23 protein-coding genes are annotated in these 24,959 nt (G+C 59.9%); 18 read left to right on the forward strand and 5 right to left on the reverse strand.

The annotated features are described in order from the left end of the window. Positions 1-15: 15 nt before the first annotated feature. The 11 genes from nuoH (at position 16) to RDL77_RS14010 (ending at position 10,858) form a co-directional block, all read left to right on the forward strand. Positions 16-1,062, forward strand: a complete 1,047-nt coding sequence (nuoH, locus tag RDL77_RS13960) for an NADH-quinone oxidoreductase subunit NuoH (RefSeq protein WP_223615188.1) — start codon at positions 16-18, stop codon at positions 1,060-1,062. Positions 1,063-1,073: 11 nt separating this feature from the next. After that, on the forward strand, positions 1,074-1,565 hold the full coding sequence (gene nuoI / locus RDL77_RS13965; protein WP_091883764.1) for an NADH-quinone oxidoreductase subunit NuoI: 492 nt from the start codon (positions 1,074-1,076) through the stop codon (positions 1,563-1,565). A gap of 168 nt (positions 1,566-1,733) precedes the next feature. After that, positions 1,734-2,354, forward strand: a complete 621-nt coding sequence (locus tag RDL77_RS13970) for an NADH-quinone oxidoreductase subunit J (protein WP_223615187.1) — start codon at positions 1,734-1,736, stop codon at positions 2,352-2,354. A gap of 12 nt (positions 2,355-2,366) precedes the next feature. Continuing rightward, positions 2,367-2,675, forward strand: coding sequence for an NADH-quinone oxidoreductase subunit NuoK (gene nuoK, locus RDL77_RS13975; protein ID WP_091883761.1), 309 nt, complete (start codon positions 2,367-2,369; stop codon positions 2,673-2,675). A 7-nt stretch (positions 2,676-2,682) separates the two neighbouring features. Next, positions 2,683-4,671, forward strand: coding sequence for an NADH-quinone oxidoreductase subunit L (nuoL, locus tag RDL77_RS13980; protein WP_288193369.1), 1,989 nt, complete (start codon positions 2,683-2,685; stop codon positions 4,669-4,671). Next, positions 4,671-6,176: an NADH-quinone oxidoreductase subunit M gene (locus tag RDL77_RS13985; protein WP_223615185.1), complete on the forward strand. Its 1,506-nt coding sequence runs from the start codon at positions 4,671-4,673 to the stop codon at positions 6,174-6,176. The genes nuoL and RDL77_RS13985 overlap by 1 nt, the downstream gene beginning before the upstream one ends. Before the next feature lie 19 nt (positions 6,177-6,195). Then, entirely contained in the window at positions 6,196-7,632 is a 1,437-nt protein-coding gene (gene nuoN, locus RDL77_RS13990) for an NADH-quinone oxidoreductase subunit NuoN (protein WP_223615184.1), read from the forward strand. 18 nt (positions 7,633-7,650) lie between these two features. After that, positions 7,651-8,481 carry a biotin--[acetyl-CoA-carboxylase] ligase gene (locus RDL77_RS13995; protein ID WP_223615183.1) on the forward strand — a complete coding sequence of 277 codons (831 nt, stop codon included), beginning with the start codon at positions 7,651-7,653 and terminating at the stop codon, positions 8,479-8,481. A gap of 19 nt (positions 8,482-8,500) precedes the next feature. Continuing rightward, a complete protein-coding gene (locus tag RDL77_RS14000; RefSeq protein ID WP_223615182.1) occupies positions 8,501-10,174 on the forward strand; it encodes a ribonuclease J in 1,674 nt (557 codons plus the stop codon). An 8-nt stretch (positions 10,175-10,182) separates the two neighbouring features. Continuing rightward, a complete protein-coding gene (gene mce / locus RDL77_RS14005) occupies positions 10,183-10,587 on the forward strand; it encodes a methylmalonyl-CoA epimerase (RefSeq protein ID WP_223615181.1) in 405 nt (134 codons plus the stop codon). A gap of 1 nt (position 10,588) precedes the next feature. Next, complete coding sequence (locus RDL77_RS14010) at positions 10,589-10,858, forward strand: DUF1467 family protein (RefSeq protein ID WP_223615180.1); 270 nt, start codon at positions 10,589-10,591, stop codon at positions 10,856-10,858. 179 nt (positions 10,859-11,037) lie between these two features. Here the strand turns inward: RDL77_RS14010 and RDL77_RS14015 are convergent, their stop codons facing one another. Next, on the reverse strand, positions 11,038-12,039 hold the full coding sequence (locus RDL77_RS14015) for a glycosyltransferase family 2 protein (protein ID WP_288193371.1): 1,002 nt from the start codon (positions 12,037-12,039) through the stop codon (positions 11,038-11,040). 848 nt (positions 12,040-12,887) lie between these two features. Here RDL77_RS14015 and proS point away from each other — a divergent pair. Genes proS through RDL77_RS14030 form a run of 3 tightly spaced genes read left to right on the forward strand, consistent with a single transcriptional unit; the run spans position 12,888 to position 16,209 of the window. After that, positions 12,888-14,237, forward strand: a complete 1,350-nt coding sequence (proS, locus tag RDL77_RS14020) for a proline--tRNA ligase (RefSeq protein ID WP_223615178.1) — start codon at positions 12,888-12,890, stop codon at positions 14,235-14,237. After that, the gene (locus tag RDL77_RS14025; RefSeq protein ID WP_223615177.1) at positions 14,234-15,523 is read left to right on the forward strand and encodes a lipoprotein-releasing ABC transporter permease subunit; all 1,290 of its coding nucleotides are present in this window, start codon (positions 14,234-14,236) and stop codon (positions 15,521-15,523) included. Before proS ends, RDL77_RS14025 begins: the two co-directional genes overlap by 4 nt. Then, on the forward strand, positions 15,523-16,209 hold the full coding sequence (locus RDL77_RS14030; RefSeq protein ID WP_223615176.1) for an ABC transporter ATP-binding protein: 687 nt from the start codon (positions 15,523-15,525) through the stop codon (positions 16,207-16,209). Before RDL77_RS14025 ends, RDL77_RS14030 begins: the two co-directional genes overlap by 1 nt. Positions 16,210-16,214: 5 nt before the next feature. On the opposite strand, the gene RDL77_RS14035 is transcribed toward RDL77_RS14030, so the two are convergent. Beyond that, on the reverse strand, positions 16,215-16,478 hold the full coding sequence (locus RDL77_RS14035; RefSeq protein ID WP_288193374.1) for a hypothetical protein: 264 nt from the start codon (positions 16,476-16,478) through the stop codon (positions 16,215-16,217). 84 nt (positions 16,479-16,562) lie between these two features. Then, the gene (locus tag RDL77_RS14040; protein ID WP_288193376.1) at positions 16,563-17,144 is read right to left on the reverse strand and encodes a histidine phosphatase family protein; all 582 of its coding nucleotides are present in this window, start codon (positions 17,142-17,144) and stop codon (positions 16,563-16,565) included. Positions 17,145-17,282: 138 nt separating this feature from the next. Between RDL77_RS14040 and dnaE the strand changes: the two genes are divergently transcribed. Together dnaE and RDL77_RS14050 are read left to right on the forward strand one after the other, a co-directional pair. Then, complete coding sequence (gene dnaE / locus RDL77_RS14045) at positions 17,283-20,792, forward strand: DNA polymerase III subunit alpha (RefSeq protein ID WP_288193378.1); 3,510 nt, start codon at positions 17,283-17,285, stop codon at positions 20,790-20,792. Between the two features lie 123 nt (positions 20,793-20,915). After that, positions 20,916-21,797 carry a GyrI-like domain-containing protein gene (locus RDL77_RS14050; RefSeq protein WP_288193379.1) on the forward strand — a complete coding sequence of 294 codons (882 nt, stop codon included), beginning with the start codon at positions 20,916-20,918 and terminating at the stop codon, positions 21,795-21,797. Positions 21,798-22,063: 266 nt separating this feature from the next. Here RDL77_RS14050 and RDL77_RS14055 read toward each other — a convergent pair whose 3' ends face one another. Beyond that, positions 22,064-23,380 (reverse strand): DNA polymerase IV, encoded by a 1,317-nt coding sequence (locus tag RDL77_RS14055; protein ID WP_288193380.1) that lies wholly within the window; start codon positions 23,378-23,380, stop codon positions 22,064-22,066. Between the two features lie 70 nt (positions 23,381-23,450). Continuing rightward, positions 23,451-23,741 (reverse strand): DUF3572 domain-containing protein, encoded by a 291-nt coding sequence (locus RDL77_RS14060; protein WP_223615170.1) that lies wholly within the window; start codon positions 23,739-23,741, stop codon positions 23,451-23,453. A 301-nt stretch (positions 23,742-24,042) separates the two neighbouring features. Here RDL77_RS14060 and RDL77_RS14065 point away from each other — a divergent pair, with 301 nt between their 5' ends. Together RDL77_RS14065 and RDL77_RS14070 are read left to right on the forward strand one after the other, a co-directional pair. Next, positions 24,043-24,414, forward strand: coding sequence for a response regulator (locus tag RDL77_RS14065; protein ID WP_008122893.1), 372 nt, complete (start codon positions 24,043-24,045; stop codon positions 24,412-24,414). A 28-nt stretch (positions 24,415-24,442) separates the two neighbouring features. Next, positions 24,443-24,959 (forward strand): response regulator (locus RDL77_RS14070; RefSeq protein ID WP_288193386.1); only part of this gene is annotated, 517 nt, incomplete at its 3' end.

The raw sequence follows: 24,959 nt of genomic DNA on the forward strand, positions 1-24,959 counted from the left end.
GGGGAAGAGACTGATATGGAAGATATTTTCGCAACCTACATCCTGCCGCTGCTGATTATCCTCGGAAAATCAGTGCTGATGCTCGTGGTGATGCTGCTGATCATCGCCTACCTGCTTTACGCGGATCGCAAGATCTGGGCGGCAGTTCAGTTGCGCCGTGGCCCGAACGTCGTTGGACCGTTCGGCCTGTTGCAATCCTTCGCCGACCTTCTGAAGTTCGTGGTCAAGGAACCGATCATTCCATCCGGCGCCAACAAGGGCATTTTCCTTCTGGCCCCGCTGGTGTCTTCGGTGCTGGCCATGGCGGCCTGGGCGGTGATTCCGGTCAATGAGGGCTGGGCGATTGCCAACGTCAATGTCGGCATTCTCTATGTGCTCGCCATTTCCTCGCTCGAAGTCTACGGCGTCATCATGGCCGGCTGGGCATCGAACTCGAAGTACCCGTTCCTCGGTGCGCTCCGCTCCGCCGCGCAGATGGTGTCCTACGAAGTCTCCATCGGTTTCGTCATCGTCACCGTTCTGCTCACTGTCGGTTCGCTGAACCTCACGGATATCGTCTTGTCGCAGAAGACCGGTCTCGGCACCATGGTCGGCCTGCCCAATACCTTCCTTGACTGGCATTGGCTCGGCCTGTTCCCGATGTTCGTCATTTTCTTCATCTCGGCGCTGGCCGAGACCAACCGCCCGCCTTTCGATCTGGTCGAAGCGGAATCGGAACTCGTAGCCGGTCACATGATCGAGTATTCGTCGACCGCGTTCCTGCTGTTCTTCCTTGGTGAATATGTCGCCATCACCCTGATGTGCGCATTGACCACGATCCTGTTCCTCGGCGGCTGGCTCCCACCGGTTGACGTCTGGTTCCTGAACTGGGTACCCGGCATCATCTGGTTCATGCTCAAGCTTTTCTTCGTCTTCTTCATGTTCGCCATGGTGAAGGCATTCGTTCCGCGCTACCGCTACGACCAGTTGATGCGTCTGGGCTGGAAGGTGTTCCTGCCGATCTCGCTCTTCATGGTCATCGCCACCGCGGCATTTCTTAAAATCACCGGCCTGACACCGTAAGGAGAATCAGCATGGCACAACTCGCACAAGCTGCTAAATCGCTCCTACTGGCGGAGTTCGTCGGCGCCTTCTTCCTGTCGATGCGCCAGTTCTTCGCGCCGAAGGCGACGCTGAACTACCCCTACGAAAAGGGACCGCTCAGCCCGCGCTTCCGCGGTGAACATGCCCTGCGCCGCTATCCCAACGGCGAAGAACGCTGCATTGCCTGCAAGCTCTGCGAAGCGATCTGCCCGGCGCAGGCCATCACCATCGAAGCCGGTCCGCGCCGCAATGACGGAACGCGCCGCACGGTGCGTTATGACATTGACATGGTGAAGTGCATCTATTGCGGCTTCTGCCAGGAAGCCTGCCCGGTGGATGCCATCGTCGAAGGCCCGAATTTCGAGTTCGCCACGGAAACCCGTGAAGAGCTTTATTATGACAAGGACCGGCTGCTCGCCAATGGCGACCGCTGGGAACGCGAGCTGGCACGGAACATCGCAATGGATGCGCCGTACCGGTAACAATTGAGTGGATGGGGCGTCGTCCCGTCCGAGTGCGCGCATGTGTCTTAGGGCAGGGTGCTTCTACCCGCCCGGAACATGCGTTATGAGGCTGCGAATACGCGGAATCTCCGTGAATCGCTTTTAAAATGGCAGAACAGTCTGCCGGAATGGAAATCGGGGGAACCCATGCTGACAGGTATTGCGGCGGCGTTTTTTTATCTCTTCGCCTTCATCACCGTCGCCAGTGCGTTCATGGTGATTGCGGCGCGTAATCCCGTGCACTCCGTGCTGTTTCTGATCCTCGCCTTCTTCAACGCGGCGGGGCTCTTCCTGCTGACGGGTGCTGAATTCCTGGCGATGATCCTTCTTGTGGTCTATGTCGGCGCGGTGGCCGTCCTCTTCCTCTTCGTCGTGATGATGCTGGACGTGGATTTTACCGAACTGAAGCGCGGCGCGCTGCAATATGCGCCCATCGGCGCGCTTGTCGGCATGATCCTTGCGGTGGAACTGATTGTCGTTCTCGGCGGTTCGGTCTTCACGCCAAGTATTGGCCGCGTGGTTGTTCAGCCGACACCCGATATCGCCACGCGCACCAATACGGCGGCGCTCGGCGACATCCTCTACACGGATTACATCTACTACTTCCAGATTGCCGGTCTCGTGCTTCTGGTCGCCATGATCGGCGCGATTGTGCTGACGCTTCGCCACAAGGAAGGCATCAAGCGCCAGAACATCTCGCAGCAGGTCGGACGCACGCCTGAAACGGCCATCGAGGTCAAGCAGGTCGAAACGGGCAAGGGTATTTGACAGGAGCGCATGATGGTCATCGGTATTGCACATTATCTGACAGTTTCGGCGCTCCTGTTCACGATGGGGATCTTCGGTATCTTCCTCAATCGTAAGAACGTGATCGTCATCCTGATGTCGGTCGAATTGATCCTGCTCGCCGTCAACCTGAATTTCGTGGCGTTCTCCGCTGCACTGGGTGATCTGGTCGGACAGGTTTTTGCATTGTTTGTCCTGACCGTAGCGGCCGCTGAGGCTGCCATCGGTCTGGCTATTCTCGTCGTGTTCTACCGCAATCGTGGATCGATTGCCGTAGAAGACGTCAACATGATGAAAGGTTGACGGGGGCATGCTGTATCTGGCGATTGTCTTCCTTCCGCTGCTCGGCTTTCTGATCGCGGGTCTGTTCGGCTCGTCCATCGGCGCGAAGGCGAGCGAGTATGTCACCACCGGTCTGATGATCGTGGTTGCGGTTCTCTCATGGATCGCATTCACGACCGTGGCGCTCGGCCATGGCGAGGCGTTCAAGGTTCCGGTCATGCACTGGGTCGAGTCCGGTTCGTTGAGCTTCGACTGGGCCCTGCGCATCGATACGCTGACCGCTGTCATGCTGATCGTCGTCAACACGGTGTCGGCGCTCGTCCATACCTATTCGATCGGCTACATGCATCACGATCCGCATCGGCCGCGCTTCTTCGCCTATCTCTCGCTCTTCACCTTCGCCATGCTGATGCTGGTGACCGGCGACAATCTGGTTCAGATGTTCTTCGGCTGGGAAGGCGTGGGCCTTGCCTCGTACCTGCTCATCGGTTTCTGGTTCAAGAAGCCTTCGGCCAATGCCGCGGCGATGAAAGCTTTCATCGTCAACCGCGTCGGCGATTTCGGCTTCCTTCTCGGTATTTTCGCACTGTTCGTGCTGTTCGATACGGTTCAGTTCGACACGCTGTTCCAGTCCGCCGCCCAGTATCTTCCTGCAGAGGGAGCAGGGGACGGCAAGGTTGTCCTGAATTTCCTCGGCTATGCCCTGGGCAAGCAGGAAGCGATCACGGTTGCCTGCCTGCTGCTGTTCATGGGCGCGATGGGCAAATCCGCGCAGTTCCTGCTGCACACCTGGCTGCCTGACGCCATGGAGGGCCCGACACCGGTGTCCGCGCTGATCCATGCGGCAACGATGGTGACCGCAGGCGTGTTCATGGTTGCGCGCCTGTCGCCGATCTTCGAACTGTCGCACACGGCGCTGATCGTTGTGACGCTTGTCGGCGCGACGACCGCCTTCTTTGCCGCCACGGTCGGCCTGGTGCAGAACGACATCAAGCGCGTTATCGCCTATTCCACCTGCTCGCAGCTCGGCTACATGTTCGTGGCGCTTGGTCTGGGTGCCTATGGCGCGGCGATTTTCCACCTGTTCACGCACGCCTTCTTCAAGGCCCTTTTGTTCCTTGGCGCCGGTTCCGTCATTCACGCGGTTTCCGACGAGCAGGACATGCGTCACATGGGCGGCCTGCGCAAGCTGATCCCGCAAACCTACTGGATGATGGTCATCGGCACCGTCGCGCTGACCGGCCTCGGCATCCCCGGCACGTCGATCGGCACCGCCGGATTCTTCTCCAAGGATGCGATCATCGAGTCGGCCTATGCGTCGGCCAGCCCGGCGGCAGGCTATGCCTTCATCCTCTTGGTTATCGCAGCGCTGTTCACCAGCTTCTATTCATGGCGCCTGATTTTCATGACGTTCCATGGCAAGCCGCGCGCGTCGCACGACGTCATGCATCACGTGCATGAATCGCCTTATGTCATGCTGGTACCGCTGTTCATCCTCGCCATCGGCGCGCTGTTTGCCGGCGTCATCTTCCGCGAATACTTCTTCGGCCACGAATATGCCGAGTTCTGGAAGGGTGCACTGTTCACCGGCAAGGAAAACGAGATCCTCGAGCTGCACCATCATGTGCCTGCTCTGGTTGCTGCCTCGCCGTTCCTTGCGATGCTCGCAGGCTTCATCCTGTCCTGGTACTTCTACATCCGCTCGCCGCAGACACCCGTCCGGCTGGCCGAGCAGCACCGCGGCCTGTACCAGTTCCTGCTCAACAAGTGGTATTTTGACGAACTCTACGACTTCCTGTTCGTGCGTCCGGCCAAAGCCCTTGGACGGTTCCTGTGGAAGAAGGGCGATGGCTGGCTGATCGACGGCCATGGTCCGGATGGTATCTCGGCCCGCGTCGTGGATGTCACCAACCGCGTGGTGCGCCTGCAGACCGGTTACCTCTATCATTATGCGTTCGCGATGCTCATTGGGGTCGCCGCACTCGTCACGTGGATGATGCTCGGGAGCAACTTCTGATGACCGACTGGCCAATTCTATCGACTGTTACCTTCCTGCCATTGGTCGGTGCATTCCTGATCCTTCTGATCCGGGATGACGGTGAATCCGCGCGGCGCAATATCCGCAACGTGGCGCTGTGGACGACGGTCATCACATTCCTGCTTTCCCTGCCGATCTGGTACTATTTCGACAAGGGCCATGCCGGCTTCCAGTTCGTGGAAAAGGCAGCCTGGCTCGACTCCGGGATTTCCTATCACATGGGCGTGGACGGCATTTCGATGCTGTTCGTCATCCTGACGACATTCCTGATGCCGCTGTGCATCCTGGCCAGCTGGGAAGCCATCCAGAGCCGGGTCAAGGAATACATGATTGCCTTCCTCGTGCTGGAGACACTGATGATCGGTGTGTTCTGCGCGCTGGATATCGTGCTGTTCTACGTGTTCTTCGAAGCCGTGCTGGTGCCGATGTTCATCATCATCGGCGTGTGGGGCGGCAAGCGCCGCGTCTATGCCAGCTTCAAGTTCTTCCTCTACACGCTGCTCGGCTCCGTGCTGATGCTGCTGGCCATCATGGCCATGTACTGGCAGGCTGGCACGACCGATATCCCGACGCTGCTGGCCTATCCGTTCCCGGCCTCCATGCAGACTTGGCTGTGGCTGGCCTTCTTCGCGTCCTTCGCCGTGAAGATGCCGATGTGGCCGGTGCACACCTGGCTGCCGGATGCGCACGTGGAAGCACCGACGGCTGCGTCAGCCATTCTGGCCGGCATCCTGTTGAAGCTCGGCGGTTATGGCTTCCTGCGCTTCTCCCTGCCGATGTTTCCGGTGGCGTCCGCCGACTTTGCTCCGCTGATCTACACGCTTTCGGTTGTCGCCATCGTCTACACCTCGCTGGTGGCGCTGATGCAGGAAGACATCAAGAAGCTGATCGCCTACTCCTCGGTTGCGCACATGGGCTATGTGACCATGGGTATCTTCGCCGCCAACGAGCAGGGCATCCAGGGCGCGTTGTTCCAGATGCTGTCGCACGGTCTGGTTTCGGCCGCACTGTTCCTCTGCGTCGGTGTTGTCTATGACCGCACCCACACCCGCGACATCTCCGCCTATGGCGGCCTCGTCAACAACATGCCGAAATATGCGGTGGTGTTCCTGGTCCTGACCATGGCCAATGTCGGCCTGCCGGGCACCTCGGGCTTCATCGGTGAATTCCTCACGCTGCTTGGCGTCTTCCGCGTCAACACCTGGGTTGCGCTGTTTGCAACGACCGGCGTGATTTTCTCGGCGGCCTATGCGCTGTGGCTCTATCGCCGCGTCGTGTTCGGGTCGCTGGACAAGGAAAGCCTGAAGTCGCTTCTGGATATGTCGCCGCGCGAAAAGCTGGTGGTCTATCCGCTGGTGATCCTCACCATCTTCTACGGTGTTTATCCGATGCCTGTCTTCGATGCGACGGCAAGCTCGGTGCACGCCCTTATCAATCAATACAATAACGCGCTGTCCGCAGCCGCCACACTGGCGCTGAAATAGCAGGAAGAGGCCAAGGCCGATGCAGACCGACATGATTGCCAACCTGACGCTTATGGCTCCCGAACTGCTCATCGCAGTGGGCGCATTGGCTCTACTGATGATCGGGGCCTTCTCCGGTGAACGGGCGAATTCCCTGGTCAACGGACTGGCGGTTGCCGTGCTGCTTGCAGCATTGGCAATCCTCGTTCTCTTCCCGCACGATGGTCACGTCTTCGGTCGTGCCTTCGTGTCGGATCCGTTCGCGCGCTTCATGAAAGTGCTGACGCTGGTCGGCTCGATCGTTGCGCTCGTCATGTCGGTTGGCTTCGCCAAGGCGGAAAAGTTCGACAAGTTCGAGTTCCCGATCCTCATCCTGCTGTCGACCCTCGGCATGCTCTTGATGATTTCAGCCAATGACACCCTGTCGCTCTATCTGGGCCTCGAACTACAGTCCCTGGCGCTCTATGTCATTGCTGCAATCAACCGCGACAGTGCCCGCTCGACCGAAGCCGGCCTGAAGTATTTCGTTCTCGGCGCATTGTCGTCGGGTATGCTGCTCTACGGCATTTCGCTCGTCTACGGCTTTACCGGCCATACCGGCTTCGAGGGCATCGCCCAGGTGTTGGCAGGCGGCGAGCGTCAGCTTGGCGTCGTGTTCGGCCTCGTGTTCATCTTTGCCGGTCTCGCCTTCAAGATTTCCGCCGTGCCGTTCCACATGTGGACGCCGGATGTCTACGAAGGTGCGCCGACGCCGGTGACCGCCTTCTTCGCCAGTGCGCCGAAGATGGCCGCCATGGCGCTTCTGACACGCGTTGCCGTCGAGACGTTCCAGCCGATCACCCATGACTGGCAGCAGATCATTGTCTTCATCGCCATTGCGTCGATGGTCCTGGGTGCATTCGCAGCCATCGGCCAGCGCAACATCAAGCGCCTGATGGCCTATTCGTCGATCAGCCACATGGGCTATGCGCTTGTCGGCCTTGCCGCCGGTACGCAGGTCGGTGTGCGCGGCGTGGCGATCTACATGCTGATCTACCTGATCACGACGCTCGGCGTGTTTGCCTTCATCTTGGCCATGCGCCGCAAGCACGGCAATGTCGAGCTGATCGAAGATCTGGCCGGCCTGTCCCGCACCAATCCGATCATGGCGACGATCTTCACCATCCTCATGTTCTCGCTGGCCGGTATTCCGCCGCTCGCCGGGTTCTGGGGCAAGTGGTACACCTTCCTTGCCGCGATGCAGGCCAATCTCTATGCGCTGGCCATCATCGGTATCGTGGCTTCGGTCGTGGGCGCGTTCTACTATCTGCGCATCATCAAGATCATGTGGTTCGATGAACCGGTTGGCGGGTTCGTGCCGGTTGCCGGTGAACTGCGCCTGGTCCTCGGTGTCTCGGGCCTGCTGACGCTGCTCTACGTGCTGATCGGCGGACCGGTCAGCACCTATGCGGAAGCTGCCGCGAAAACGTTCTTCTGAGGCCGGGAACCCTGATCAATGGGATTCTCGCTCTCGCCGCTGGCGCAGCAAAACGGCTTCCGGATGGAGGCCTTCGATACGGTCGGCTCGACCAATGCGGTCGCGCTGGAGCGCGCGCAGGCTGGCGATCCCGGACGGCTGTGGATCGTCTCCAAGAAGCAGGAAAGCGGGCGCGGGCGCCGCGGTCGCGCCTGGGCCACGTCCCACGGCAATCTGGCAGCTTCCCTGCTGCTGACCGGCAATTTCGAGTTGAAGACGGCGGCAACCCTCGGCTTTGTCGCCGGGCTTTCCCTGGCGGACGCGCTTGACGCCGTCTGCCCGCAAGGCGCGGTTTCGGTCGGCGTCGATGGTATCGGTTCCAGCAGGTCGGATTTGCGTGTCGAGCTGAAGTGGCCGAACGATCTTCTGGCCAACAAGGCCAAGCTTGCCGGCATTCTCCTGGAATCGACGCATCTGCCGGACGGGCGGTTTGCCGTCGTCGTCGGCATCGGCGTCAATGTGGTTGCTTACCCCGAGGACGTGCCTTATCCAGCGACATCGCTGAAGCAGCTTGGTGCGGCCTGCGATGCGGAAACGCTGTTTCTGGCGCTGTCCGATGCCTGGCAGGAAAACAGCCGTATCTGGAACGAGGGGCGCGGGCTTGCCGACATTCGCAAGCGCTGGCTCAAGCGGGCGGCAGGAATTGGCAGTGAAGTTGCCGTGCGGGTCGACGGCTCGGTGCTGCGTGGTATATTCGAAACAATTGACGAAGACTGCCGTTTCGTCATACGCGATAATGATGGGGAACGGGTGAAGATTGCTGCCGGCGATGTTCATTTCGGAGCAGTTGCATCGGCAAGTGCCGGATAGCCGGTTGTAAGGAGTATAAATGGCAAATTCCGATCAGGCAGAGCTCGTGTTCCTGCCTTTGGGCGGCGTTGGTGAAATCGGGATGAATCTGGCCATGTATGGTTATGGCCCCGCACACAAGCGCGAATGGGTGGTCGTCGACATGGGCGTCACCTTCGCCGGACCGGATCTTCCAGGCGCTGATCTCGTTCTTCCCGATATCCGTTTTCTGCAGGCCGAGCGGCACAATCTCAAGGGGATTGTGATCACCCATGCCCACGAGGATCATTACGGTGCCTTGCTCGACCTGTGGCCGCTGTTGAATGTGCCGGTCTATGCGACGCCGTTCACCGCCGGGTTGCTGGAAGCCAAGCGCCAGTCGGAGCCGGGCGCGCCGGATATTCCCGTCACCATTTACCGCGCCGGCGAAAAGTTCAATGTCGGCCCCTTCGAGTTCGAAGCGCTTGCCGTGACCCACTCGATCCCGGAACCGGTCTCGCTGGCGATCAGGACACCCTTGGGCATCGTCGTTCACACCGGCGACTGGAAGATGGACCCGGAGCCGTCGCTTGGACCGCTGATCGACGAGGCCGGATTCCGAGCCCTCGGCGACGAAGGCGTGCTGGCGATGATGTGCGACTCCACCAATGCCTTGCGTGACGGGGAATCGCCCTCCGAGCGCGAGGTCGGCGACAGCCTGCGCGACATCATCGAAAATGCTCGCGGCCGCGTGGCCATCACCACCTTTTCGTCCAATGTCGGACGTATCCGTTCCATCGCCATCGCCGCCCGCGATGCCGGACGCCAGGTTCTGGTGCTCGGCCGCTCGATGAAGCGGATGATCGATGTGGCCAGTGAACTGGGTTATCTCGACGGCATTCCGGAATTTCTCTCCGAAGAGGATTACGGTTTCATCCCGCGCGAGAATATCGTCATCATTCTCACCGGCAGCCAGGGCGAATCCCGCGCGGCGCTGGCCAAGCTTGCCCGTGATGAAATGCGCAATGTCGCGCTGTCAGCGGGCGATACGGTCATTTATTCCTCGCGCACCATTCCCGGCAACGAAAAGCCGATCATCGAGACAAAGAACCTCTTGATCGAGCAGGGCATCCATATCATCTCAGACGATGATCAGTTGGTGCACGTCTCGGGCCATCCGCGCCGCAACGAGCTGAAGCGCATGTATGAATGGGTGCGGCCGCGCATTCTCGTGCCTGTGCATGGCGAAGCCGCGCATCTCGTGGCGCAGGGTTCGCTTGCGGCCATGGCCGGCATTCCCGAGGTGCCGCAGGTGCGCAATGGCGACATCCTGCGGCTGGCACCGGGCAGGGCGGAGATCATCGATCAGGCGCCGTTTGGCCGTGTGATGAAGGACGGCAAGCTCATCGGCGATGAGGAAGAGGTTGGCATTGTCGACCGGCGCAAGCTGTCCTATGTCGGCCATGTCGCGGTATCGATGCTGCTCGATGCGAAGTACAACATCATCGAGGACCCGGAAATCGTGCCGGTCGGCCTGCCGGAGAACGATCGGGAAGGCGAACTGCTTGAAGACCTGCTGTACGATGCGGCCGTTGGTGCGGTGCAGAGCATCCCGCGTGAAAAGCGCAAGGATTTGGCGATGGTCCGTGAGGCGGTGCGCCGCGCCGTCCGTGCCGCTGCCAACGAGGCCTGGGGCAAGAAGCCGATCGTTACCGTGTTCGTAACCCGCACGTGAGGTCAGGGATGCTTGGTCGTCTGAATCATGTCGCTATCGCTGTACCGGATCTTGCCGCAGCGTCTGCGGTCTATCGCGATACGCTCGGTGCGACACTCACCGAGCCGCAGGTTCTGCCGGAGCATGGCGTGACCGTCGTTTTCATCGATGTCGGCAACACCAAGATCGAGCTTCTCGAACCCTTGAATGCGGATTCGCCCATCGCGGCGTTCCTGGCAAAGAACCCGTCCGGCGGCATGCATCACGTCTGCTACGAAGTGGCCGATATTCTGGCGGCACGAAATCAGCTAAAACAGCAGGGCGCCCGTATCCTGGGCGATGGCGAACCGAAAATCGGCGCCCACGGCAAACCGGTGCTGTTTCTTCACCCGAAGGATTTCAACGGGACGCTGATCGAACTGGAGCAAGTCTGACATGCCCATCGCAACTGGAATGGCGATCTATTTCATCTTCTGGTGGCTGACGCTGTTCACCGTGCTGCCGTTTGGCCTGCGCACCCAGGCCGATGAGGATGATGTCACGCTGGGCACGACCGCCAGTGCGCCGCACAAGCACCGGATGGGCCGGGTATTCCTGATCACCACCGCGATTTCAGCCGTGGTTTTTATCCTCTTCTACATCGTCAACCAGAAGCTTGGTTTCGGCGTCGAGAGCATTCCGGTTTTCTTCCCGCAATTGCATTAGGACTGCGGTCTGATCCGGCATCCGCACCGTGGCGTATTGTGCGTGGTTCGACAAGCTCACCATGAGGGAAGTGGTTCGGCTGCAATGCCAAGCGCGGAGACTGCAGAATTGTGCTCCCTGCAATCCTCACTCTCCCTCATGGTGAGCTTGTCGAACCACGCATAACAAGCGTGCAATCGTCAAAAACCGCTTGTCCGCCGATAGTGCGACGATCTCTTGCCAAGGCAGCCCTGACAGATGCCGAAAATACTGCCCATGCATGCCGCCAGCCGCACCAGCGCTTCGCCGCGCGTGAACGGCGCCGCAGCGGCGTAGCTGCACAGTTTGAACACCCGTATCGCCAGCGAGCCGGGGATGCGCAGCAAGGTCAGCGCGCGTTGCTGGTCGAGCTTCCGGCAGGTTTCAACCGAACTGCTGTCCCGGTCACGGCGGAAATGGTAGCCGAGGGTCAGCCGGTCCATCGGCACGGTTTCGTAGGCAATGGCATGCGGCGTCCAGCCGGTCCTGGCGCCGAGTTTTTTGGCTTCCCTGTACAGGCGCCAGTCTTCCCCGCCGGCCAGATCAAGCGTATCGTCGAAACGCAGGCCCGTCCGGTCAAAGAAACTCAGCCTGCCCATCCAGCTGCCGGTTGCCAGCAGAATCCTGTGCGCTTCGTTGCGCTGGCACCGCCGCCGGGCCTTGCGCTCGCTGTCCATGCCCCTGCGGTTGAGACCGGCCCAGACCAGTTGCGCGGAAAACGGCGCGTCGGCGGAAATCGGCGCGGCGCGCACGGGGGAGCCGACGATATCGAGCGTCGAGGCATCCAGTTCCGCCAGCAGTTCAATCAGCCAGTCGGGTTCCACCCGTTCATCATCATCGGCAAATGTCATGAGATCGTGATTGCCGGCCAGGGCGCATGCCAGCGCATGGTTGCGGGCACGGGCAATGCCGAGGCGCGGTTCCACCTCGTACTGGACCGTCCATTGCGGCATGAGCGCCCGGAAATGCGCGATGACATCGTGCAGCGTTGCCTTCTCATTGTTCTCGACGATGAGGAAATGCAGATGGGCACCATGTGGCACGCCCATGGCGGCATAGGACTGCAACAGGTTCTGCAGCATGAACGGACGATTACGTGTAATCGTGCTTATGCATATGCTGCGCTTGCCGGGCTCAGCCGCGCCGCGTGTGTAAATTCCCATGGTTCGTCCCCGAACATTGTAACGTCGCTGATGTGCCAATCCCCGCGCCTGGCACACTGATCCTGCGACGCCAATTTAACAGGCGAAGATGAGCTGAACATTGCGACATTGGTCTAAGATCGCGCTCCGGTGATGAGATGAAATCGCGCGAATCGACGCCGGCATCATCGTGCCGTTGCGGACCTTCCGGATGGAGGGGTTGAAGGGAAATATCCCATCAGGTGTGAAGGCCGGTCGGGGCGAAGCCGCATCTGCCTGCCGCCCAAGTAGTTGCAAAATAGAACTGAAGCAACGCGATCGAGGTGCGGCAGTCTGTGCAACCACCTTTAAGTTTATTTGATAAGTGCTTGTATTGCCGCAACAAGACAAAAAAAATGCAAGGCTCTCGCCTTGCATTGTTAGATCGCGTCTGACCCTATTCCATTTGCATGGTGGCTGCGTATTACCGCGCCAAAGGTCACATCCTCCCAAGACTTTGACCGCGCTGGAAAGCAGAATTATTCTTACTTTCTCATTATGATTAAAAAAATAGCGGACTGCCTTCGAAATGTCACGAAAAATATTCGGTACAGTCATTTTTTGCTTACAAATCTGGCAGCGTAACAAAACTGTCACAAATCTGAGATGTCTCATTTGGCGTTGGCGGGTTCCCAACCCGCTGTTAAGCCGCTAAGAAACATTGCTGCGTCGCGGATTAATCCGGGTTTTGGGCGGGACGCGGCAACACATTTGGCGGCGTATGAGTCTTTCCGGAAATCAGCAACGATTTTTGGGTAATACGCTAACTTTGCACTTGGTTTTGCCTGATTCTTCAAGCATTCAGGCTGTGTTTCAATTTGGTGATCTCAATGCGGCTTTCCCGTTATTTCCTGCCTATCCTGAAAGAAAATCCCAAAGAGGCGGAAATCGTCTCGCACCGGCTGATGCTGCGTGCCGGCCTGATCCGTCAGGAGTCGGCTGGCATCTATGCCTGGCTGCCGGCAGGCCTGCGCATCCTCAACAAGGTGTCCAACATCATCCGCGAGGAACAGAATCGGTCCGGCGCCATCGAGCTGCTGATGCCGACGATCCAGTCCGCCGATCTGTGGCGCGAAAGCGGCCGTTATGACGCCTATGGCGACGAGATGCTGCGCATCAAGGATCGCGGTGACCGCGAGATGCTGTTTGGCCCGACCAACGAGGAAATGATCACCGAGATTTTCCGGGCTTATGTGAAGTCCTACAAGGACTTGCCGCTCAATCTTTATCACATCCAGTGGAAGTTCCGCGACGAACGCCGCCCGCGTTTCGGCGTCATGCGCTCGCGTGAATTCCTGATGAAGGATGCCTACAGCTTCGATATCGATTTCGAAGGCGCCAAGGCCGCCTACAACCGCATGTTCGTGGCGTATCTCCGCACATTCTCGCGCCTCGGCATCAAGGTCATCCCCATGCGTGCCGATACCGGCCCCATCGGCGGCGACCTCAGCCACGAATTCATCATTCTGGCCGAAACCGGCGAGAGCCAGGTCTATTGCGACCGCGCCTATCTCGACCTGCCGGTTCCCGGGGCCGATACCAATTTCGACGATAATGCGCAGGTCGCCGACATCGTGACGAAATGGACGACGCCCTATGCGGCGACGGATGAAATGCACGACGAAGCCGCCTGGGACAAGGTTGGTGCGTCCGAACAGCTTGCCGCACGCGGCATCGAGGTCGGCCACATCTTCCATTTCGGCACCAAATATTCCGAACCGATGGGCGCCAAGGTCACCGGTCCCGATGGCAAGGAACACATGGTTTCCATGGGCTCCTACGGTATCGGACCCTCGCGTGTCATTGCCGCGATCATCGAGGCATCCCATGACGAGAACGGCATCATCTGGCCGAAGGCCGTTGCGCCGTTCGGTGCGGGCATCGTCAACATGAAGCCGGGCGACGAGGCGTGCGACGCGGTATCCGCCAAGGTCTACGAGGCCTTGACCAATGCCGGTCTCGAGCCGCTGCTGGACGATACGGATGATCGTCCCGGTGCGAAATTCGCCAAGATGGACCTGATCGGCCTGCCGACGCAGGTGATCATCGGGCCGCGCGGTGTTGCCGCGGGCGAAGTCGAGATCAAGGATCGCGCGACGGGTGAACGGGAAACCCTGAGCATTGAAGCTGCAATCAACAAGCTTGCAGGCCCCGCTGACTTTCAGGCTGGAACTCTATGACAGAATCGGCCGTCACTGCTGTACAACAGGGTCCCAAGCCGTTCTCTGCCTATGAACGGATGATCGCATGGCGCTATCTGCGCGCCCGGCGCAAGGAAACGTTTATTTCGGTGATCGCCGGTTTCTCCTTCACCGGCATCATGCTCGGCGTGGCGACGCTCATTATCGTCATGGCGGTCATGAACGGTTTTCGCAGCGAATTGCTGACGCGCATTCTCGGCATCAACGGCCATGTCATCATGCAGCCGATGGACCGGCCGCTGGATGACTACGACAATGTGATCAAGCGGATCGATGCGGTTCCCGGTGTTTCCTTCGCCATTCCCGTCGTGGAAGGCCAGGTGCTCGGCCAGGGCAATGTCGGGCAGGGCACCGGCACGCTCGTACGGGGCCTGCGCGAAGAGGATATCAACAAGCTCCAGCTCGTCGCCAAGAACGTCAAGCAGGGCACCTTCGCCAATTTCGACAAGGCGGGCGGCGTGGCCATCGGCACGCGCATGGCGGAAAATCTGGGGCTCGGCATCGGCGACAAGCTGACATTGATGTCGCTGGACGGCGACGTGACGCCGCTCGGCGTTTCACCGCGGGTGAAATCCTATCCGGTCGTCGCCATTTTCCAGATCGGCATGTCCGAATATGACGCCTCGATCGCGCTCATGCCGCTGGATGAAGCGCAACTCTATTTCAACCAGGAGGGCAAGGTCCAGTCCATCGAGATCTTTGCCAACAATCCCGACAATGTCGACGCGCTGAAAAAGCCCATCGAGGATGCGGCGCAGCGTCCGCTGATGCTCACCGACTGGCGCCAGCGCAACGTCACCTTCTTCTCGGCGCTTCAGGTCGAGCGCAACGTCATGTTCATGATCCTGACGCTGATCGTTCTCGTGGCGGCCCTGAACATCATTTCCGGCCTGATCATGCTGGTGAAGGACAAGGGACGCGATATCGCTATCCTGCGAACCATGGGCGCGACGCGCAACTCGGTCATGCGCATCTTCCTGATGACGGGCGCGGCGATTGGCGTGACCGGTACGATTGCCGGCGTGGCCCTGGGTGTCCTCGTCTGCCTCAACGTAGAGCGCATCCGGCAATTCTTCTCCTGGTTGTCTGGTACGACCCTTTTTAATCCGGAGCTTTATTTCCTGAGCACCTTGCCCGCCAAGATGGATTTCAATGAAACCTTCACGGTCATCCTGATGGCGCTTGTCCTGTCGTTTCTGGCAACGCTTTTCCCCGCATGGCGCGCGGCCAAGCTCGATCCCGTTGAAGCCTTGAGGTACGAATAATGTCAGCCGGGCCCATTCTTCAGCTGACCAGCGTCGGCCGCCGGTACAATGAGATCGACCGGGAGCTGGTTATTCTGGACGATGCCAATTTCTCCCTCGGCAGGGGGGAGATGGTCGCGCTTGTCGCGCCGTCGGGCGCTGGCAAGTCGACGCTTCTGCACACGGCGGGTCTCCTGGAGCGGCCTGACAGTGGCGATGTGATTCTGGACGGTCGCGCCTGCGGTTCGCTGTCCGATGAAGAGCGCACCGCCATCCGCCGCAACGACATCGGTTTCGTCTATCAGTTCCACCATCTCCTGCCGGAATTCTCCGCGCTGGAAAACGTGATGATGCCGCAGATGATCCGCGGCATGAAACCGCGCGTTGCTTCCGAACGCGCGCAGCAGCTGCTTGATTACATGAAGGTGGGCGCGCGCGCCTCGCACCGGCCGTCGGAACTGTCCGGCGGCGAGCAGCAGCGCGTCGCCATCGCCCGCGCGGTGGCCAATGCCCCGCTTGTGCTGCTTGCCGATGAGCCCACCGGCAATCTCGATCCGGTGACGTCCTCCTATGTGTTCGAGGCGCTGGAAGCCCTGGTGCGCCAGTCCGGCCTGTCGGCGATGATCGCCACGCACAATCACGAACTGGCCCGCCGCATGGATCGCCGCGTCACGCTCAAGGACGGCAAGATCACCACGGTCTCCTGATCCGTTCACACCATGGAACGCAAACGGGCGCGGAAAAATCCGCGCCCGTTTGCGTTTGGCGGCGCCCGCTCGGCGGCCCGCGTTTTACCCTCTGTTAAGAAATCGACAACCATAGCGCCAATGGCGGCTTTGGTGCGCTTGACTTTGGAACAAAAATAGAACAAAACATATACATAGAGCAAACGAAGAAGGGTTTTACCGATGAGCGAACTTTTCCAGGACGTCATGTCATTCGTTACAGTCAGTCTGTTTATTGCAACATTCGCCATGTGGGTCAGCGTTATCTGAAAGAACCGGCGGGGCCGGGATGACTAGGTTTTCCCTGGTTCCTGGCCCGCGGGCGTCGCCCATCATCATGTCTGGTTCCACATGCGGACAACCGGTTCCGTCAGGTCGTGCTCATAGCCGAGCACGCTGATGCTGGTGGTATCCAGAACGAAAAGCGCGCCGCCTTCGGGCGGCAAGCCAAGCCAGCGGGCCGTAAGCACCCGCAGGAAATGCGAACTCGAGAAGATGAGAATCCTGTCATTCGCCGCGCGGATGGCGTGGATGATCCGGTCGGCACGCGCACCGACATCGGCTGCGGATTCGCCGCCGGGGCAGCCGTCGCGAAAAAGCTGCCAGCCGGGGCGCTCCGCCAGGATCGCCTTGGTGGTGGTGCCCTCATAGGTGCCGTAATCCCATTCCGCCAGATCGTCCTTGATGATGCGGGCGTCGCCAAATCCGGCGAGGGCGCAGGTTTTCGATGCGCGCTGGGAAGGGCTCGACCATACGGCGGAAAAGGCAAGGCCCTGCAGGCGGCCTGCCAGGGTGCGGGCTGCCGCTTCGCCCGCGGCCGTCAGCGGCATGTCGGTCCGGCCGGTGTGCTGGCCGGACAGGCTCCATTCCGTCTGACCGTGCCGCACCAGATAGATTTCGGGATATGCATTGCTCATTCACAGGCCTTTCGGTGGCGCATCACAGGTTGTTCACAGTCGCACGATCGGGTCGTTAAAGTATAGGTGGACACCCCCTGACCATTGTTCGAGAATGCGCGGGTGGTGAATCAGCGCGTTCGCCGGAATTTTCTGGAGATGGATACAGTGGCAGACGGACAGGGCAGACCCGGCGAAGGCAGTGCGGAAAAGCAGGCGCTTCGTTTCGTCCATCTGCGGGTGCATTCCGCCTATTCCCTGCTGGAAGGCGCGCTGCAGGTTGCCAAGGTCATCGATCTCGCCACGTCCAACAAAAGCCCGGCCATCGCCATCACCGACACCAACAATCTGTTCGGGGCGCTCGAATTTGCCCAGAAGGGTTCGAAGTCCGGCTTGCAGCCGATCATCGGCTGCCAGCTCGACATCGCCTTTCACGATCAGGCCGAGGAAAGCCGCAGCGCCAACCGGCGCGAAGCGCTCGGGCTTGCGCCGCTCGTGCTGCTGGCGGCGACGGAAACCGGCTATGCCAATCTCGTCCGGCTTGTCAGCCGCGCCTATCTGGAAACGCCCGCCGGCGATCCCGTCCATGTTGCCGCCTCCTGGCTGCCGGGTCTTTCCGATGGAATCATCGTTCTTTCCGGCGGTCCCGAGGGGCCGATCGCCAAGGCAATCAAGGACGACCGCATCGACCGCGCCCGCCAACGGCTCATCCATCTGCGCTCGCTTTATGGCGACCGGCTCTATGTCGAGCTGCAGCGCCATCGCGGCTATGACCGCGCCCTGGAAGCGACCCATATCGCGCTTGCCTATGAGCTGGAACTGCCTCTGGTTGCCACCAATGACGTGTTCTTTTCCAAGAGCGCCGACTATGAGGCGCATGATGCGTTGCTGGCCATTGCGGCGGGTTCACTGCTTTCCATCGACGATCGCCGCCGCCTGACGCCGGACCATTATCTCAAGACCGAAGACGAGATGGTGGCGCTGTTTGCCGATCTGCCCGAGGCGCTGGAAAATACCGTCGAGATCGCGCTGCGCTGTTCCTATTATCCGAAGAACCGCGCGCCGATCCTGCCACGCTTCACCGGTGAAAGCGACGATCCCGAAGCTGCCCTGCAGGAGGAAGCCGACGAATTGGCCCGGCAGGCGCGGGAAGGCCTGGCAAGCCGCATTGCGACGCTTGGCATGGCTGATGGTCATACGGCGCAGGAATATGCCGAACGGCTGGAATATGAGATTTCCATCATCACCCGGATGAAATATCCGGGTTACTTCCTCATCGTTTCCGACTTTATCAAATGGGCGAAAGCCCATGATATTCCTGTCGGTCCCGGTCGTGGCTCCGGTGCGGGTTCGCTCGTTGCCTATGCGCTGACGATCACCGATGTCGATCCGCTGCGCTTCTCCCTGCTGTTCGAACGCTTCCTCAATCCCGACCGCGTCTCGATGCCCGACTTTGACATCGACTTCTGTCAGGAGCGGCGCGACGAGGTCATCCGCTACGTTCAGGCCAAGTATGGCCGCGATCAGGTGGCGCAGATCATCACCTTCGGAACGCTGCAGGCGCGCGCCGTGCTGCGCGACGTCGGCCGCGTTCTCGAAATGCCCTATGGGCAGGTGGACCGCCTGACCAAGATGGTTCCGGCCAACCCGGCCAATCCGGTGACGCTGGCAAAGGCCATCGAGGATGAGCCGCGCCTGCGCGAAGAACGCGACAAGGAGCCGGTTGTCGAGCGCCTGCTCGACATTGCGCTGAAGCTGGAGGGGCTGTACCGCCACGCCTCGACCCACGCCGCCGGTATCGTCATCGGCGACCGCCCGCTGTCCGAACTCGTGCCGATGTATCGCGATCCGCGCTCGGACATGCCGGTCACGCAGTTCAACATGAAGATGGTGGAAGAGGCCGGGCTGGTCAAATTCGACTTTCTCGGCCTGAAAACCCTGACGGTGCTGCAGACTGCGGTCAATCTGGTCAAGCGGCGCGGCATCACCGTGGATCTGTCCAACCTGCCGCTCGATGACAAGCTCAGCTATGAAATGCTGTCGCGCGGCGAAACGGTCGGCGTGTTCCAGGTGGAAAGCACCGGCATGCGCAAGGCGCTGATCGGCATGAAGCCCGATCGGATCGAGGATATCATCGCGCTTGTGGCGCTGTACCGTCCGGGTCCGATGGAAAACATCCCGACCTACAACGCGCGCAAGAATGGCGACGAGGAGATGGCGTCGATCCATCCCAAGATCGACCATCTCGTCAAGGAAACCCAGGGCGTCATCATCTACCAGGAACAGGTGATGCAGATCGCGCAGGAAATGTCCGGCTATACGCTGGGCGAAGCCGATCTGCTGCGCCGTGCCATGGGTAAGAAGATTCGCTCCGAGATGGACATGCAGCGCGTCCGTTTCGTCGATGGCGCGGTGGAACGCGGTGTGACCAAGCCGCAGGCCAACTTCATTTTCGACCTCTTGGCAAAATTCGCCGACTACGGCTTCAACAAGTCGCACGCCGCCGCCTATGCCATCGTGTCGTTCCAGACCGCCTATATGAAGGCGCATTATCCCGTCGAGTTTCTTGCGTCGTCGATGACCTACGATATGGCGAACACCGACAAGCTCAACGATTTCCGCCGCGAGGCACTGCGGCTGGGCATCGAGGTGGTCACCCCTTCGGTCAACACCTCCTTCCGCCTGTTTGAAGTCGGCGACAACCGCATTTTCTATTCGCTCGCCGCCATCAAGGGCGTGGGCGAGGCGGCGGTCGACCATATTGTCGAGAAGCGCGGTGACACGACCTATGCCAGCCTCGAGGATTTCTGCGAACGCATCGATCCGCGCGTCGTCAACCGGCGCGTGTTTGAAAGCCTGATCAACGCCGGGGCGTTCGACTGCTTCGGGCGGGAGCGCCCGGCGCTCATCGCCGGTCTCGACCGCATCATCGGCCATGCGCAGCGCACGCAGGAAGACAGTGTCAGCGGGCAGGCGGATATTTTTGGCGGCATGGCCGCAGGCGGATCGCAGGGGCTGCAACTGCCCAATGCGGCGCCATGGCTGTCGGCGGAAAAACTGCGGCGCGAGTTCGAGGCGGCGGGCTTTTATCTCTCCGCCCACCCCCTCGATGAATACCGGCCGATCCTCGAAAAGATGCGGGTGCAGAGCTGGGCCGAATTCTCCGCTGCGGTCAAGCGCGGCGCCAATGCCGGACGGCTTGCCGGAACCATCACCGCCAAGCAGGAACGCAAGACCAAGACCGGCAACAAGATGGGCATCATCCAGTTTTCCGATGCTTCAGGTCAGTTTGAGGCAGTGCTTTTCTCCGAGGCGCTGGCACAGTACCGCGATCTCTTGGAGCCGGGACGCTCCGTCGTGGTGACTGTTGGGGCCGAAGACCGGCCGGAGGGCATCAGCCTGCGCATCCAGACGGCGCAGTCGCTTGAGGATGAAGCCACGCGCATGCAGAAGGCCTTGCGCCTCTATATGCGCTCCAGCGAGCCGCTGAGCGCCATCACGCCCTATCTCGCCCCGCAGAATGACGGCCAGATCGTCTCGCTCATCCTGATCAAGGAGAATGGCGCCAGCGAAGTGGAGATCGAACTGCCGAACCGCTATCGCGTCGGCCCGCAGGTCGCCAGCGCCATGAAGGCCATTCCCGGCGTGGTCGATGTGGAGATGGTTTAGGCGCAGCCACCGACGCACTGAGGCCGGTTGGACTGTATCGATCGATCCCTCCCAAACCGCAAGATCGGTCGAGCGCTGTATATCCGCAAGGGGCTAGCTGGTGGCGCCACGGAGGAACAGGCGATGAAGGCGGCACTTGAAAACTACCATGCCCGGATGCAACGGGTGCTGGATCACATCGAACAGCATCTCGACGATGATCTGGGTTTGGAAGCGCTGAGCGGCGTTGCCGCGTTCTCGAAATACCATTTCCACCGGCAGTTCATGTCCACCTTCGGGTTGTCAGTGCATCGCTATGTGCAGCTTGCCCGTATGAAGCGCGCTTCGTATCGGCTGGCCTACATAGACGCCCAGAGCGTCACGGATATAGCGATGGATGCCGGTTACGACGCACCCGATGCCTTCGCCCGCGCCTTCCGGCAACGGTTCGGGCAATCGCCTTCGTCGTTCAGAAAATCTCCCGATTGGGAGCCGTGGCTTGCGGCCTTCGGGCCTTTTGACAATGCGAGGAGCAAGCTCATGCAGAAGACTTTTACCATCAGTGACGTGACGATTCGCGCTGTGGCCCCGACGCCGGTGGCGATCATGGAACATCGGGGTGACCCCGCGATGATCGGTGCCACCATCCAGCGGTTCATCGCATGGCGCAAGGCCGCTGGCCTGCACCCCAGGACAAGTCCGACTTTCACGGTCTGGCGTTCCGAGCGGCGTCCCGCGTCGCCTGCCGATTATAGCATGGACCTTTGTGTCGGCAGCGACCAGCCGATCGATGTGAACGGCGAGCAGATCAAGGCCGGCGAGATTCCCGGTGGTCGCTGTGCGGTGCTGCGCGTCGTTGGCAACACCGACAATCTGGAGCCCGCCGCGCTCTATCTGTATCGTGACTGGCTTCCGGCCAGCGGCGAGGAAGCGCGCGACTTCCCGATCTATTGCCAGCGTCTGAGCTTCTTCCCGGAGGTGCCGGAGCATGAGGCGGTTGCGGACCTGTTTCTGCCGCTGAAATAGCGCCGGTCAATGGTGGCTTGGCCATCTCTCCTTCGCTTTGCTGCAAAAGGCATCCCGCGTGGTGCGTGGTTCGACAAGCTCACCATGAGGGAGCGTGAGGATTGCAGGGAGTTGTATCCTGCAGGATTGCTCATACCTCGATGTTTCCGAATAGCCTTGCAGCCCACCCAGCCCCTCATGGTGAGCTTGTCGAACCACGCACAAATGGTCTTGCAGCAGGGCCGGATTCAATCTTTTAAACAAATCTGACAAACCTTTGAATCCAATCAATCAATCTCGTCCGGGACCGGCCGTGTCCTTTGCCTGATCTTGCCGAAGGTATAGCCGGTTTCAACGGCGTTGTTGCCGAACTTTCCGCGCAGCTTGTCGATGGCCGTCTCCGCAACGGCCCGCTTGGTCGCCTGCACATCGACGAGATCGAGCGGATCGGCGCGGCCATCGTCACTGAGGTCACTCACGCCGATGCCGATGAGCCGGAACCGCGTGCCGTCGATCTCCTTTTCCAGCAGCGCCAGTCCCGTGCGGAAAATCCGGTCGGCAAGCTGAGTCGGGTCGGCCAATTGGCGATTGCGGGTTTTCAGCTTGAAATCGCGGGATTTGAGCTTGAGAACCACTGTCCTGCCGGCAATGTCGGCGGCCTTCAGGCGGCGTGACACCTTTTCGGAGAGCGAGCGCAGAATCGGAACCAGCTCTTCCAGCGTGCCGATATCCTCGTTGAACGTCGTTTCCGCCGATACGCTCTTGGATTCGCCGTCCGGTTCCACCCGGCGCGTGTCGATACCGCGCGACAGCTGGTAGAGGCGCTGGCCCATGCTGCCATAGGCGGCCATCAGCGCGCCAAGCTCCATGGTCTGCAATTGGCCGATGGTGCGGATGCCGTCCCTCTCCAGCGTGGCGGCAAACACCTTGCCGACGCCCCAGATCATCGTCACCGGCTTGTCATGCAGGAAATGCGGGGTTTCCGCTTCGCCGATGACGGAAAAGCCGCGCGGCTTGTCAAAATCCGAGGCGATTTTTGCCAGGAACTTGCAATAGGAGAGGCCGACGGAAACCGACAGGCCCATTTCCTTCTCCACCCGGTTGGAAAACTGCGCCATGACCCGCACCGGCGGATCGTGGTGCAGGCGCTGCGTGCCTGACAGGTCGAGAAACGCCTCGTCGATCGACAGCGGTTCCACCTGCGGCGTCAGATCGCGCATCATCTGGCGGATTTCGCGCCCCACGCGCACATATTTTTCCATGTTCGGGCTGATCACCACCGCATGCGGGCAGGCCTCCAGCGCCTTGAACATCGGCATTGCGGATTTCACGCCATGAATGCGCGCGACATAACAGGCGGTGGAGACCACACCGCGCTTGCCGCCGCCGATGATGACGGGCTTGTTGCGCAGCTCCGGATTGTCGCGTTTTTCCACCGAGGCATAGAATGCATCGCAGTCCACATGGGCAATGGAGAGCCTGTAGAGTTCCGGATGGCGCAGCAGGCGCGGGCTGCCGCATTGCTGGCAGCGGCGTCCGGCCGAGGTCTGCGCTGTCAGACAGTCGCGGCAGAATCCAAATTCAGGATCGTTGAGGGGGGCCATGATGCTCGGAACATAAATAGAACATGCCGAACTTACTGAAGAGACAGGCCTCTTGCAAGCCGTTTGCGCGTTAGTACACATCCTCCTGCCGTCCGCCCGGCAGCAGCCGCAGCGCCTGCTGGAACAGGGCAGGGTCGGTCTCTGTCGCCTCGCAATAGCGCATCAGCGTCGGTTCATGCGCCAGGTAGAACTGCAGCACGCCGGCCAGAAATCCCGGCTCCTGCGCCGCCTGGCGGATTTGATCCGCCGTGATGCCCGTAAGGGCAAGAAAGCGCGGCAGCAATTCACTGTCCTGCGCCAGGAAAACCAGGGCATTGATCGCCAGATCCTGTGCATTCTCAAGGTTCATCTGCTGTTTCATTCTGCCTGTCTGTCCCGAAATGTGTGTTCATCCGAACACCCTTGAAAACAATATTCCCGTTTGACCGCCCGCCGCGACCCCATTGCAGGCGGAGGGGCCAATGACCAATTGAATCTCTACAAAAGAAGATGTTCAATAAAGCCTTGGTTAAACATGATCTGCAGCATTTTTTGACCGCCGTGAAGAGTTACCTTTTCATCAATCAAAACGCGCTATTACTTGCATCCATTCAATGATGCTGCGGTGGGAGCCTTGTCAAGGCGGCAATCCCACGCCACGCATGATCAACGGGACGTTGCCAATGGTGAAGAAAGTCATGATTGTCGAGGACAATGAGCTCAACATGAAGCTCTTCCGCGACCTTATCGAAGCCAGCGGCTATGAAACGATCCGTACACGCAACGGTCTCGAAGCCCTCGATCTGGCGCGCGAGCATCGCCCCGATCTGATCCTCATGGATATCCAGCTGCCGGAGGTTTCCGGGCTCGAAGTGACCAAATGGCTGAAGGCGGATGATGATCTGCATGTGATCCCCATCATCGCCGTCACGGCCTTCGCGATGAAGGGCGACGAGGAACGTATCCGGCAGGGCGGCTGCGAGGCCTATATATCCAAGCCGATTTCCGTGCCGAAATTCATCGAAACCATCAAATCCTACCTTGGTGACGCATGAGCCGTCAGTTTTCCCGGAGAAGTGAACTATGACGGCCCGCATACTTGTCGTAGATGATGTTCCTGCCAACGTGAAGCTTCTGGAAGCGCGGTTGAGCGCCGAATATTATGAAGTCGTGACGGCGTCGAACGGCTATGAAGCGCTGGAGTTCTGCGAAAACAACAGCGTCGATGTCATCCTTCTCGATGTCATGATGCCGGGCATGGACGGGTTCGAGGTCTGCCGCCGGCTGAAATCGCAGCCCGCCACCGCGCATATCCCGGTCATTCTGGTGACAGCGCTCGATCAGGATATGGACCGGATCACCGGCTTGAATTTCGGCGCCGATGATTTTCTCACCAAGCCGGTCAACGACCTGCAATTGCTTGCCCGGGTGAAAAGCCTGGTGCGGCTGAAGAATCTCACCGACGAATTGCGGCTGCGGGTGGCAACGACCCGCGATGTCGGCCTTGAATCCATCCTGCGCTTTCCCAGCGGCGTCGAAGCCATAGCCCGGGATGCCAAGGTGCTGCCCATCGACGAGCGGCCCGGCAGCGTAGAACGAA

Origin of the sequence: uncultured Phyllobacterium sp., assembly GCF_902479695.1 — a bacterium.
Classification (GTDB): domain Bacteria; phylum Pseudomonadota; class Alphaproteobacteria; order Rhizobiales; family Rhizobiaceae; genus Phyllobacterium; species Phyllobacterium calauticae.